Source organism: Lactiplantibacillus argentoratensis (genome assembly GCF_037290055.1).
In the GTDB taxonomy this organism is placed as follows: domain Bacteria; phylum Bacillota; class Bacilli; order Lactobacillales; family Lactobacillaceae; genus Lactiplantibacillus; species Lactiplantibacillus plantarum.
Window position 1 is genome coordinate 1,365,582 of the sequence record NZ_CP147647.1, and the last position, 13,502, is coordinate 1,379,083.

The 13,502-nt window shown below is 47.7% G+C and carries 13 protein-coding genes; all 13 read left to right on the plus strand.

Annotated elements, in window-relative coordinates:
- Nucleotides 1-471: 471 nt before the first annotated feature.
- The 13 genes from V7R88_RS06330 to V7R88_RS06390 all read left to right on the plus strand — a co-directional run bounded on the left by V7R88_RS06330 (nucleotide 472) and on the right by V7R88_RS06390 (nucleotide 13,204).
- Complete coding sequence (locus V7R88_RS06330; protein WP_054398151.1) at nucleotides 472-1,908, plus strand: anthranilate synthase component I family protein; 1,437 nt, start codon at nucleotides 472-474, stop codon at nucleotides 1,906-1,908.
- Entirely contained in the window at nucleotides 1,892-2,467 is a 576-nt protein-coding gene (locus V7R88_RS06335; protein WP_054398148.1) for an anthranilate synthase component II, read from the plus strand. The genes V7R88_RS06330 and V7R88_RS06335 overlap by 17 nt, the downstream gene beginning before the upstream one ends.
- 24 nt (nucleotides 2,468-2,491) lie before the next feature.
- Complete coding sequence (gene trpD, locus V7R88_RS06340) at nucleotides 2,492-3,511, plus strand: anthranilate phosphoribosyltransferase (RefSeq protein WP_024002821.1); 1,020 nt, start codon at nucleotides 2,492-2,494, stop codon at nucleotides 3,509-3,511.
- The gene (gene trpC, locus V7R88_RS06345) at nucleotides 3,508-4,290 is read left to right on the plus strand and encodes an indole-3-glycerol phosphate synthase TrpC (protein ID WP_054398145.1); all 783 of its coding nucleotides are present in this window, start codon (nucleotides 3,508-3,510) and stop codon (nucleotides 4,288-4,290) included. The genes trpD and trpC overlap by 4 nt, the downstream gene beginning before the upstream one ends.
- Nucleotides 4,287-4,913 carry a phosphoribosylanthranilate isomerase gene (locus tag V7R88_RS06350; protein ID WP_011101491.1) on the plus strand — a complete coding sequence of 209 codons (627 nt, stop codon included), beginning with the start codon at nucleotides 4,287-4,289 and terminating at the stop codon, nucleotides 4,911-4,913. The genes trpC and V7R88_RS06350 overlap by 4 nt, the downstream gene beginning before the upstream one ends.
- Nucleotide 4,914: 1 nt before the next feature.
- Nucleotides 4,915-6,114, plus strand: coding sequence for a tryptophan synthase subunit beta (gene trpB, locus V7R88_RS06355; RefSeq protein ID WP_015380293.1), 1,200 nt, complete (start codon nucleotides 4,915-4,917; stop codon nucleotides 6,112-6,114).
- On the plus strand, nucleotides 6,107-6,901 hold the full coding sequence (trpA, locus tag V7R88_RS06360; protein WP_054398143.1) for a tryptophan synthase subunit alpha: 795 nt from the start codon (nucleotides 6,107-6,109) through the stop codon (nucleotides 6,899-6,901). The genes trpB and trpA overlap by 8 nt, the downstream gene beginning before the upstream one ends.
- A 160-nt stretch (nucleotides 6,902-7,061) precedes the next feature.
- On the plus strand, nucleotides 7,062-7,601 hold the full coding sequence (locus tag V7R88_RS06365; RefSeq protein WP_054398141.1) for a cysteine hydrolase family protein: 540 nt from the start codon (nucleotides 7,062-7,064) through the stop codon (nucleotides 7,599-7,601).
- Nucleotides 7,602-8,552, plus strand: a complete 951-nt coding sequence (locus V7R88_RS06370; RefSeq protein ID WP_054398139.1) for an alcohol dehydrogenase catalytic domain-containing protein — start codon at nucleotides 7,602-7,604, stop codon at nucleotides 8,550-8,552.
- 227 nt (nucleotides 8,553-8,779) lie between these two features.
- Entirely contained in the window at nucleotides 8,780-9,280 is a 501-nt protein-coding gene (locus V7R88_RS06375; RefSeq protein ID WP_054398137.1) for a GNAT family N-acetyltransferase, read from the plus strand.
- 209 nt (nucleotides 9,281-9,489) lie between these two features.
- On the plus strand, nucleotides 9,490-10,728 hold the full coding sequence (locus V7R88_RS06380; RefSeq protein ID WP_057717372.1) for a hypothetical protein: 1,239 nt from the start codon (nucleotides 9,490-9,492) through the stop codon (nucleotides 10,726-10,728).
- A 12-nt stretch (nucleotides 10,729-10,740) separates the two neighbouring features.
- Nucleotides 10,741-11,874, plus strand: a complete 1,134-nt coding sequence (locus V7R88_RS06385; RefSeq protein ID WP_054398133.1) for an amidohydrolase — start codon at nucleotides 10,741-10,743, stop codon at nucleotides 11,872-11,874.
- Nucleotides 11,875-12,160: 286 nt separating this feature from the next.
- On the plus strand, nucleotides 12,161-13,204 hold the full coding sequence (locus V7R88_RS06390; protein ID WP_054398131.1) for a zinc-binding dehydrogenase: 1,044 nt from the start codon (nucleotides 12,161-12,163) through the stop codon (nucleotides 13,202-13,204).
- Nucleotides 13,205-13,502 lie beyond the last annotated feature (298 nt).

The window sequence follows — 13,502 nt, forward strand, 5'->3', positions numbered from 1 at the left end:
AAGTGTTAATTTCACAGTCACATAATATTAAATTAAGATAAAAGTGTTGACAAATTGCTCATCGAGTTTTAATGTTAATGACAACTTAATATTCGTCCATGAAACCGATGAAGTGGAGATCAAGATAATGATGCCCGTAAAGAGAGTCGCCGTTGCTGAGAGTGCGATCGAACGCAAATTATTAAATGGACCACTGAGGGCGCGACTAACGAACAGTTTTGTTCTACTACCTCGCGACGATAGGGAGCCGTCAATTCCCGGGAATGTGTTTGCATTTCGCTAAGCTGGGACCCAAGTCTAACCTGAATGGGATAACTTGGTGTCCAACCAAGGTGGTACCGCGGAAAAATCCGTCCTTGACTGTCATTAGTCATGGACGGATTTTTTTGATAGGGGGCAGTTCAATGCAGCAACGATGGCAATTAACCACAACTCAAGTAAAACTATCTTATTAATGAGGAGTGGTTCAATATGAATCCAACATTACCAACTTTGATTCCTTATCAGGATCATTATCCCTACGTACCAGTGATGGTCAAACGACCACTCGCCACATTTGACCCCATTGCGGTTGCTAAAATCGTCCACCAGATGGGGAACGGTTTCGCGCTGACGATTGATCGGCACCAACGATATAGCTATTTTAGTTTTAAACCACAGCGAAGTCTCACGGGCCGGCAACTAGCCAAGCACAAACGACCAGCTAATGAGACACTCCAAGCCATTCTAAACCAATATCGAACACCACGAATTCAAGGATTACCACCATTTACGGGGGGCTTGATAGGGTATTTCGGCTATGAGTATGTTCAACAATTTGTACCCAAGTTGCATTTGAAATCACCAGCAACCGCAGATCTCGATGACTTAGGTTTATTCTTAGTTAGGAGTGTGCTCGTCTATGATCATCGACATCATGAGCTTGGGTTGACGCAGCTGATTTCAACTGCGGATTTAGCGGCAACTTACGCCGTGACTCAAACGGCTCTAACGCAACAGTTAGCCGCCATTATTGAACAATTACAGCAACCAATAGCTCTGCCACCATTTGACTTACAGCAACCATTACACATGCAAGCGGATCAAGCGACCTATGCGCGTCAGGTTGACCGAATTCGCCAACACATCTACGCTGGTGATATTTTCCAAATGATATATGCTAATCCATGTTTGGGGACCATGAGCGGGTCATTGCTGGCAGTTTATCAGCAACTTCAAAAAACAGCGGCCCCGTATACCTGTTATTTTAAACAGGCTAATTTCGAAATGACGGTGGCCTCACCAGAAACGTTAGTAACGAAGGATGGGGAACAAATCGCGACGTATCCATTGGCCGGGACGAGACGCCGTGGTCGAACACCTGCCGAGGATCAGCAGTTGGCTCATGAATTACAAACCAGCCCTAAAGAGATTGCCGAGCACAATATGTTAGTTGATTTGGGACGTAACGATTTAGGACAAGTTGCAAAGTTTAAAAGTGTCCGGGTGACTAATTTACGGCGATTAATTCGTTATTCGCAAGTCATGCACTTAGGGTCTCGGGTGGCCGCAGAAGTGGCGCCGACTACTACAGCACTCCAAGTGCTTGCCGCTACTTTTCCAGCTGGGACGTTAGCTGGCGCGCCTAAGATTGAAGCAATGACCCTGATTAATCATTATGAGCAGGTGCCGCGGGGTGCTTATGGTGGTTGCTTTGGTTACTTGGATTGTAACGGTAATTTAGACATGGCGATTGGCATCCGGCTGGCCTACCGAATGAATGAACAGTTGGTGATTCCAGCGGGTGCGGGCATTGTTGCTGACAGTATCGGCGCTCAAGAATTTAAGGAGTGCCAGAATAAACAACGAGTGATCGTTAATGCAGTACAAGACGCGAAAGGACGAGTTAAAGATGGAATTATTAATTGATAACTATGACAGCTTTACTTATAACTTGTATCAACTAATTGGTCGTCTGACGCCCGATGTACGGGTCATTAAAAATGACGATTTGACGGTTGCTGCAATCAAGGCATTACAACCTGACCATATCATTTTATCACCAGGGCCGGGGACGCCAGCCCACACGGGAGTTAGTCCACAAGTCGTGCAACAATTAGCTGGTCAGGTCCCCATATTGGGGATTTGTATGGGATTAGAAGTGATGGTCACCGCTTTTGGCGGTTCGCTGCAAGGCGCCCAGCATTTAGTTCACGGGCAAGCCACGTTAATGCACGTGCAGCCGTCATCACTATTTAAAGATTGTCCGATGCAGTTCATGGCAGCGCGCTACCACTCGTTGGTAGCTGATGCGGGCCGTTTGCCCGTTAACTTTCGAATCATTGGGACAAGCGATGATCAGGAAATCATGGCAGTGGAAGATGTGGGCCGTCAGCTGTACGGCGTTCAATTTCATCCAGAATCAATCATGACGCCAGCCACCGTTGGTGAGCAACTGATCCGTAATTTTTTAGCACTTAAACATTAAGCAGACGAGAGTGGAGGAATACTTATGATTGAAACAGCGATTGCACAACTCACTAACCAAGAAAATCTAGACTTTACAATGAGCCAACAAGTCATTACGGAAATTATGAAAGGTCAAGCCACCGACGCACAGATTGGGAGCTTTTTGACCGCCTTAGCCATCAAAAAGGCAACTATCGATGAAATTGCTGGTGCAGCAACTGCGATGCGTTCCCAGGCGTTACCTTTTAAAGTTAAACGGCCCACGCTAGAAATCGTTGGGACGGGCGGTGACCGGTCGAATTCGTTTAATATTTCGACGACCACTGCGCTAGTGGTCGCTGCTGCGGGTGTACCAGTGACCAAGCACGGCAATCGTGCGGCGTCGTCCAAGAGTGGTGCGGCGGATGTTTTAGAAGCACTCGGTATCAAAATCGATCTAACGCCCGCTCAGAGTCTAGCATTGCTAGAGCGGACCAATTTTGCCTTTATGTATGCGCGCGAATATCATCAGGCGATGCGATTCGTCGCTCCGGCCCGGCAACAAATCAAGATTCCAACTATTTTTAATATACTGGGTCCCTTAGCCAACCCAGCTCATGCTGAGATGCAACTATTAGGGGTATACCGGCAAGCTTTAATGGCTCCATTAGCCGAAGTGTTGACGCGTTTAGGTGTTAAACATGCCATGGTCGTGCATAGCCGAGACGGCTTAGATGAAATTTCAGCAGCAGCCCCTACGGATGTGATCGTAATTAATCATGGGCAGCAAGTAACGCGAATCCTGACGCCTGAACAGTTTGGACTGACGCGTTGTGACCATGCGGCTCTTATTGGTGGTAGTGCCCAAGTTAATGCCGCCATCACGCGGGCAGTGCTCGCTGGAGAACCGGGGGCCCCTCGTGACGTGGTGTTGATGAATGCCGCCGCGGCGTTGCATATTGCCAAGCCACAGTTGGATCTAGCGGCCGCTTTTGAGTTGGCCCAGCAAACAATCGATCAAGGAGCGGCCGCGGCTAAGTTGGCCCAATTAATTCAGAGTAGTCAGGCGGTGATGGCCTCATGATTTTAAATCAACTCGTCCAGGCGAGTCAGCAACGGGTTCAGAAGGTGCCAGTTAGGGAGCGTGTGAAGCGCATTCAACAAGCTCGAAAAATGACCACCCCCGTTTTATCATTTGAAGCAATGCTGGCCCAGCCGGGCTTACAGCTTATTGGTGAAGTTAAGCGGGCGTCACCTTCTAAGGGGCTGATTGCGGCTGAGTTTGACTATTTACAGATTGCGCAAGACTATGTTGCTGCTGGGATCGATGCCATCTCAGTGTTGACCGAACCCCGGTATTTTAAAGGACAGTTGTCTTACTTACAAGCCATTGCGCAAACGGTCTCGGTACCCACATTACGTAAAGATTTCATTGTGGCTGCTAGTCAGATTGCGAGTGCTCGTATTGCTGGTGCTAGTGCGGTTTTATTGATTGTTGCTATTTTAACACCGGTTCAACTGCAGGCTTTCATTACGTTGGCTCATGAGCTGAATTTAAGTGCGCTAGTTGAAGTCCATACAACGGCTGAGATTAAGCAAGCGGTGGCGGCTGGGGCCCGGATTATTGGCATTAATAATCGGAATTTGAAAGATTTCAGTGTCAATTTTGCAACGAGCTGTCAGTTACGGCAAGCAGTTCCAGCTGAGTGTTATGTGGTCGCTGAGTCTGGTATTCAAACGGCCACACAGGCTCAACAGTTGGCCGCTGCTGGCTTTGACGCCATGCTAGTTGGCGAAACATTGATGCGTGCACCAGATAAAGGTCAAGCCGTCATGCAATTGCGGGCGGGGGTGCGTGGATGACTCAAATCAAAATTTGTGGCTTAATGCGACCAGCGGATGTCGTGATGGTTAATCAAGCGCTCCCAGACGCAATTGGGATGGTATTTGCCCCCGGTCGTCGACGACGGATTACGATGGCGACCGCGCGCCAACTGTCACAGCAATTAGATCCGCGTATCCGGCGTGTTGGCGTGTTTACAACTAATCAATTATCGGAAATTTTAGCTCTCGTGCAACAGCACATTATTCAGGTGGTCCAGCTACACGCTACCGTCGATGATCCTCGGATTGCGTCCTTAATGGCCGCCCATGTGCCGGTGATTCAAGCGATGACGCCAGCGAATGCTACACAATGTCAAGCGGATTACTTATTATTGGATAATGCCCGTCCAGGTAGTGGACAGGTGTTGGATTGGAATCAATTACAATCACAGCGTCCCGTCCGGCCGTTTATCTTGGCTGGTGGTTTAACACCGACGAATATCGTAACGGCAATCAACAAGGTGTACCCGGCAATGGTCGATGTGGCTAGTGGCGTCGAGACGGCGGGCAATAAAGACCGTGAAAAAATCAATCTGATGGTCCAACGGGCGCACCAAACGGGCGTGTCAACACCATTATTAACAGAAATTAGGAGGAATTAGTATGATTAAAAATCAATCACAGGCGGGGCGTTACGGCGACTTTGGTGGTCAGTACGTTCCAGAAACATTAATGACCGAGCTACAGCGGTTGGATCGCGCCTTTCAACATTACCGACAGGACGCGCATTTTCAAGAAGAGTTGACTGACTTGTTGAATAACTATGCGAACCGGCCATCGTTGTTGTACCATGCACAACGATTATCAGATCAATTAGGTGGTGCTCAGATTTATTTTAAACGTGAGGACTTGAACCATACGGGTGCGCACAAGATTAACAATGTCTTGGGGCAGGCACTGTTGGCAAAGAAGATGGGCAAAAAGCGATTGATTGCTGAAACTGGGGCTGGACAGCACGGGGTCGCAACTGCAACTATTGCTGCTTTGTTCGGGATGGAATGCGACGTCTTTATGGGTAAGAAAGACACGGATCGTCAAGCGCTGAATGTTTACCGGATGCAACTATTAGGGGCCAAGGTCCACCCGGTCACGACTGGTTCAATGGTGCTAAAGGATGCGATCAACGCGGCCTTACAAGAGTGGACGCGGCGCTGTGATGATACAGCTTATATCATGGGCTCTGCAACGGGACCACACCCATTTCCAATGATGGTACATGAATTTCAAAGTGTCATCAGTGTAGAAGCCCGACAGCAGATCCTGGACCAAACAGGTCATTTGCCGGATGCCGTCGTGGCTTGTGTCGGGGGCGGCAGTAACGCCATTGGAAGTTTTGCGGCTTTTCTTGATGATACGTCAGTTGAGCTGATTGGCTGTGAGGCAGCGGGTAAGGGTGTTCAAACGCCGTTGACGGCTGCGACGATTGAACGTGGTCGGACTGGTATCTTCCATGGCATGAAGTCACTATTTTTACAAGATAAAGCCGGACAAATTGCCCCGGTCTATTCAATCTCGGCTGGGCTGGATTACCCGGGCGTCGGACCGGAACATGCCTACCTGGCTGCGAGTGGCCGGGCGCAATATGTGGGGATCACCGATGACCAAGCAGTACAAGCATTTGAACTGATTGCTAAGGTCGAAGGGGTGATCTGTGCGATTGAGAGTGCCCATGCAGTCGCCTACGTACAACAATTAGCACCAACGATGCGACGTGACCAAACTATTATTTGTACGTTATCCGGTCGTGGAGATAAAGATGTGGCGGCAATTGCAAAGTATCGAGGGGTGACAATTGATGACTGATTTAACAACAATTTTTAAAAATCATAAGGCGTTTATTGCTTTTGTAGTGGCCGGTGATCCTAATTTTGAAGCGACAGTTCACCAAGTTGTTGCGTTAGCAGAAGCGGGTTGTGATCTCGTTGAGATTGGCATTCCGTTCTCAGACCCTGTGGCTGATGGTCCCGAAATTCAGGCCGCTGATCTCCGTGCGTTTGACCAACACATCACACCCCAACGCGTTTTTGAGTTGGTGGTGGCAATTCGAGAGAAGACAACTATTCCACTCGTATTTTTAACCTATGCGAACATTGTTTATCAGTTTGGTTATGCTGCCTTTGCCCAGCAGTGTCAAAGTTTGAATGTCGCAGGCTTGATTATTCCCGACATGCCACTAGAAGCCTTTGGTGAACTTCGACCAACCTTAGACCACTATGGTATTGCTTTGATTCCATTGATTGCGCCAACGAGTGATGATGCACGTATCGCAGCGATTGCCCAGCAGGCGCGGGGCTTCATTTATGTCGTATCATCACTAGGTGTCACGGGGACCCGGCGACACATCACGACTGATTTAGCAACACTGGTGGCGAAGATTCGCCATGCGACTACGTTACCTGTCGCAATTGGTTTTGGTATCCATGAGCCAGCCCAGGCCCAGGCCATGGCACAAATTGCGGACGGGGTCATCGTTGGTAGTGCAGTCGTGCATTTGATTGCGACGCACCAACCAGCGACAGCAGTCTTAAGAGACTATACGCGACGGATGCGGCGCGCATTGGATGGTCGCACGGCTGATACAGTTGACTGATCTTGTTTGTTACGATGTTGTTGTGCCGGGCTACTTCGATTAAATGCTGGGAAACGCTAGGATAATGTGCTAGCCTAAAAACAGCTTACTGCTTTGTGGGCGTCGTTAATAATAGTTGACGCTAACCAAGCCAGTTAAATTAATTTAAGGAGGGCTCAACATGGCGGATGTACTGATTATTATTGATATGCAAGTTGGTGTCTGTCGCGGGCCCCAACCGGTTGCCAATTTGGCAACCGTGATTGCGGGTATTCAACAACGCATGACGAGTTATCGGGCTCAAAATAAGCCAATCGTGTTTGTGCAACATCACGATGCTGACTTAGTCACTGGTTCTGCCGATTGGCAGATGATACCAGAGTTGCCAATTGAAGCAACCGATATTGTGGTCCAGAAAACGCACGCCAACGCTTTTTATCACACGGATTTACAAGCCCAATTGACGGCGATTGGATGTCAAACACTTGAAATCTGTGGTGCGCAAGTCGAGTTTTGTGTGGATACGACGGTTAAAATGGCTCATGGGTTAGGCTACCACCTCGAAATGGTTCGGGGGTTGACGACAACGACGGCCAATTCCATGATGAGTGCGCAACAAACGATTGATTTTTATCAAGATCGGATTTGGAACCACCGTTTCTTGACGTTGGTAACAGCATCGGGCCAGATTGACGATTTGTTAGAAAAGACGGGTGATTAGTTGAAAGCATTATTTTTTAATGATTTTGGCGATGCGTCGGTCCTACAGTACGGTGAGGTGGCGGACCCAATCGTTACTGCAAATACTGTATTGGTTAAAACAACGTATATCGGGCTCAACTTTGCCGACATTTATCGTCGTCGTGGTACCTATCATTTGGAAAAGCATCAACCGTACATTGATGGTTATGAAGGCGTGGGAACAGTTGTGGCAGTTGGTAAGCAAGTGGCGAATTTTAAACGCGGTGATCGGGTGTTATTCGTTGACGTGCCGTTTGCCAACGCTAGCCTCGTCGCGGTTCCAGCTGATCAGGCGATTAAAGTACCACGGGCAATCAATGATCAGCAGGTCGCTAGCATTGGATTGCAGGGCATGACTGCGGAGTTCTTAGTCCATGACTTGGCGCAAAACCAACCGCACGATCGAGTCTTGATTCATGGCATCAGCGGTGGTGTTGGGCAGCCATTAACGCAACTGCTCGTGGCCAATGAGGTGGCTGTTTATGGTGTCGCGTCAACACCGGCGAAAGCTGAATTGGCCTATCAAGCTGGCGCAACCACCGTTTTTATGCGCCATGATCCTTGGGACACGACCCATCATAATTTTTTTGATACGGTGTTTGATGGGGTCGGTAAGACACTACCAGTTAGTCTGGCGACTACCAAGCACCGTGGGCGGGTCATTTTTTATGGCATGGCAGCTGGCAATCCACCAGTAATTGATCCAGTCAAGCTAATGTCCGAATCCAAGAGTTTGATGACTGGTGATTTATGGGATTATTTGGACAGCGCGGTTGCTCGTCAGTGCTGTGCCAATCAATTGTTTGATGATGTGCTCACGCATCGCGTGACGATACGACCAGCGACAGTCTATTCATTAGCAGAAGGAGCCGTTGCGCACCGGGCCCTTGAGACCGGGCAAGTTGCTGGCAAGATTTTGTTGCGCCCATGAAGTACTTGAATCGTATTTGAAATTAACTGGTTTAATCGAATATCACCAAACGGCATCGGGCAGTTTTTCCGATGCCGTTTTTGTGGTGGATTAGTGCGTCGTCCAGCTAGTGCAGGCTGAATCGAGCACCAGTTAGTCAATTCAACAATTGAATTATTAAAATTCCCAGTCATGACCACGGACTGTTACACTAAGTGCTAAATCGGTCAAATGGAAGTGTGATGGTCATGATTCAATTAGTACGTTATTCGACGACACGGGGAGCACTGAAGCAAATACAACAGTATCAACTGGTTAATGTGATGTACACGGCGACGCCACAACAAGTTATTCGTGCTTGCAAATCTGATTTAGAACGAACGGCCGTTATGATTATGAATGGCAACCAATTAGTGGGCTTTTTCTGTTTGCATGTTGGTCAAGGACCGCTCAGTTACGGTGAAACGGAAGTGAATACGATTTTGTTGCGAGCCTTATCTGTTGATGATCGCTTTAAGCATCAGCGGGTTGCGTCTGACGCGCTTGCCGAATTACCACGTTATCTTGCCAGTCATTATCCGATGATTCAAACAATATTATTAGCGGTCAATCATGCCAATCATGTGGCGCAACATTTATACCTGACCCATGGTTTCACTGATACGCATCACCGCATAGATGGTCGATTGGGGCGTCAATTTATTTATGAACGCCCAGTCCATTGTCCCATGGATTTAAATTTTGATTAAAATTTGCTTAGTTAGTTCAGTCAATCTAGTATTTGGAATCTTATCGGAACTAGGTGCGATACTTTAGAATCGTTTGTGTCGTTGCGAATGAGATTGGGTTTAAACGGAATCTGATTGAACGGCTCGTTTTACGATTGGCTTTCTGTTAGATTATGATAATACGATTAGAAAAAAACCAATCGTGAATTAAGCTAATGGAAGTGATGGTAATGGTAGCAACTATTTCTCTTATGGTTGTCATGGGCTTTATGATGCTTGGCGAGTGGGTTTCCACGCGCAGTCGGGCCTATGTTCCCTCCGTATTTATTACGGCACTCTTATTTCTAGTGGGCTTTTGGACAATTGTTCCCAAAAACATTGTCCCCGCTGCTTCATTTGGCACTGCCTTTATTCAAATTACCCAAGCCGTTTTATTGGTTCATATGGGGACGTTGATGGATCTGAAATTGTTGTTAAAACAGTGGCGTGCAGTTGTGATTGCCCTGAGTGGCGTGGTTGGAACAGTGGTGCTCACGATGGGAATTGGCCGTCTTTTATTTGATTGGCACACGATCGTTGCCAGTGTGCCCCCGTTGACGGGTGGGTTAGTGGCTGCCTTTCTGATGACAGCTGGACTCAAGGCCCAACATATTACCGCACTCGTGGCGTTTCCGGTGGCAATGTTTGTCATGCATAGCATGCTCGGTTATCCGCTAACCGCGTGGATGCTCAAACGGGAGAGTCGCCGACTATTGCAAGTCCGACATGTAGACGTCACGGTCGCGACCGCTGATTCTGCCACCAGTGCGACAGTTCAAACAACGGCGCAATTACCAGTGTGCCCGCTACCAACCGTACCAGCGAAGGTGAAATCAGTTCAACCTCAATTACGGCATTGGCAACTACCGGCTGCTTATGATACTTCAGCTTTTATGTTATTTAAAGTCGCTGCTGTGACTGGGCTAGCTGAATGGACTGCCCAGTTAGCCCATGGCACGATTAATCAGTACATCATTTGTTTAGTGTTTGGTGTTATCGCGCATCAGTTGGGCTTTTTAGAAGATGCGGTGTTGGAGAAAGCGGGCGTCTTTCACTGGCTGATGTATGGTCTGCTAGCTTATATTTTTGCCAATCTAAACATTGTTAAAATCAGCATGTTAAGTGGTATTTTGATCCCGATTGTAACGTTGATCGTTCTTGGTGTTTTAGGGATGTGGATTGCATCTAGCTTATTGGCGCGACCGTTGGGATTTAGCCGCGAAATGGCTTTTGCAAGTGCATTGACTGCCTTATTTGGTTTCCCCGCGGACTATATCGTCACCCATGAAGTGACCGAAATTATGGGATCGACTGCGGAGGAAAAGCAATATTTACTAGACCAGATGTTACCTAAAATGTTAGTGGGCGGTTTTGCAACCGTCTCAGTGGCGTCAGTGATTATTGCGTCGATCTTCTTGAAAATTTTATAGGGGGCTTTTCAGATGATGACAACAACTTTAGCAGCTTGGATGACGACCTTGCGCCATCAATTACACGCACACCCAGAGTTAGCACTGCAGGAAGTCGCGACGACCGCTTTAATTAAGCAAACATTGACTGAGTTGAACATTCGGTTGGTAGACTATCCGGGAGAAACTGGGGTGGTGGCCGAGATTGGGCATGGTGCGCCAATCATCGCGTTGCGCGCGGATATTGATGCACTCCCAATCCAAGAAGACAATGAGTTATCCTTTAGATCAACGATTCCTGGTCGGATGCACGCTTGTGGGCATGATTTTCACACGGCCGCCTTATTAGGGGGAGCGCGATTATTGAAAGTGCATGAGGCGGATCTCAATGGTACGGTGCGACTGATCTTTCAGCCTGCGGAGGAAGGACACCGCGGTGCCAAAATGATGATTGATAATGGTGTTCTAGCAGGTGTTCGTGCGATTGCGGGATTCCATAATATGCCGAATTTACCAGTCGGCACTTTAGCGATGAAGTTTGGACCACTCATGGCTAGTAATGATAATTTTGACGTCACAATTCTGGGCCAGGGCGCCCATGCAGCGATGCCCGAAGCAAGTCATGATCCCATCGTGACGCTTGGTGAATTGATCAGTAATTTACAGACCATTCGTAGCCGAAATATTGCGCCAGACGCAGCACTGGTGCTAACGATTGCTGCCGTCCAAGCGGGAACGACTTTTAACGTGATTCCAAATACGGCGAATTTACGAGGCACGATTCGGACCTTCAACACGGCTAACCGGGATCTAGCTAAAGTACGTTTTTACGATATTGTGCGTGCAACTGCCAAGATGAATCAGCAAACCGCTACAATTGATTGGGACCGAGGACCAAGCTGTGTCAACAATAACGCGGCACTTACCGCTGTACTATCACGTGTTCTGAAAGATGATTTTGATATTGTGCCTGCCCAGCTATGCAATGCCGACGATGATTTTGCGTTATATCAAGAATGTATTCCAGGATTCTATGGATTCTTAGGTTCAGGCGGCAATGGGACCTTACATCAATCAAATTACCGCTGTGATGACGCAGGCCTAACCTATGGCGCTCGCTTCCATGAGTTGGCAGCTACGGCACTATTAAAGTGGGTTCGTGCTTGAGTTGAAAGTGGTCGATCGACCGAGTTAAGACGCCTGACTTTGCTAGGAAACTAACATGGTTGGGCGCATTTTTATGAAAAATTTCTGACAGATAAATGACAAGCGCGGCTAGTCCCGATTATCTGAGTAACTAAATATTTAGTGACGCCCGACTTGGTGCAATCATTAACTGATACGTGCAGATTCTTGTTATAATATATGTGTATTCGTTTTAATATTATTATTTTAATGATGAAGGGAACGACCGCTGATTGAATTTTGGTTGAGGCGGCCAAAGGTGATTAGGATGAAATCAACAATTTTCGAAAAAGCTGGGCTAGTATCTGTTCAGGAAGTTGACAAACCAACATTGCAAGCTGATGATGATGTCATTGTGCGCATCGTGCGGACTTGTGTTTGTGGTTCCGATTTGTGGTCATATGCGCATGGTGATGACAAAGCTGCCCATTCGATCAACGAAGGACATGAAGCTATCGGAATCGTTGAGGCAATTGGCTCGGCCATTACGACGGTCAAGCCAGGCGACTTTGTCATCACCCCATTTACCCATGGCTGTGGTGAGTGCGCGGCTTGTTTGGCTGGTTTCGATGGTACTTGTGATCGGCATCCGGGCCACATAAATTGGTCTAATGGCTTTCAAGCAGAATACATTCGCTTCACTTATGGTAACTGGGCGTTAGTTAAGATTCCTGGTCAACCTAGTGACTATACGGAAGGGATGCTCAAGTCATTGTTGACGCTGGCAGACGTGATGCCGACTGGTTATCACGCGGCACGGTGTGCAAACGTTCAAAAGGGCGATAAAGTCGTGGTTATTGGTGACGGTGCCGTTGGGCAATGTGCTGTGATTGCAGCTAAGTTGCGGGGTGCCGCGCAAATCGTCTTGATGAGTCGCCACGAAGATCGGCAGCAAATGGCACTGGCATCTGGCGCGACCGCGGTTGTCGCTGAACGTGGTGACGAAGGCATTGCGAAGGTACGTGAAATCCTTGGTGGCGGCGCGGATGCGGCGTTGGAATGTGTCGGCACCGAAGCGGCCATTGACCAAGCTTTAGGTGTTTTGCATAATGGGGGTCGCGTAGGCTATGTGGGTGTACCACATTATAATAACCGGCCACTTGGGTCAACCTTTGCTCAAAATATTGCGGTTGCTGGTGGTTCCGCCTCCGTTACGACTTATGACAAACAGTTCTTACTCAAAGCAGTTTTGGACGGTAATATTAATCCGGGCCGGGTATTTACGCAAACGTATCCATTAGCCGACATTAATCAGGCTTACCAAGATATGCAAAATCGAAAGACGATTAAGGCTATGATTACCATTGATTAATCTCGACTAGGTAACTAGTCGCTTCAAAGTAATCAATCAAAAGTCGTTTCAGTACTGATTCATCGTGCTGAAACGACTTTTTTGATGGCAATAATTAATGTTAAAAATCAATCAAACTTAGTTGATTTAGACTAGTCTTTGCGTTGGCATTAGAAAAAAGATATGCAACCAGTTGAACCGTGTCGTTAAAGCTAGCTGGTCGCACAATTGTAGTCGGCTTCGATAATTAACCGTTTAAAAAAACGCATTTTACTATCCAGGCGGACGCCAGCTTGCTATACTGGGTCAAAAATGAGGT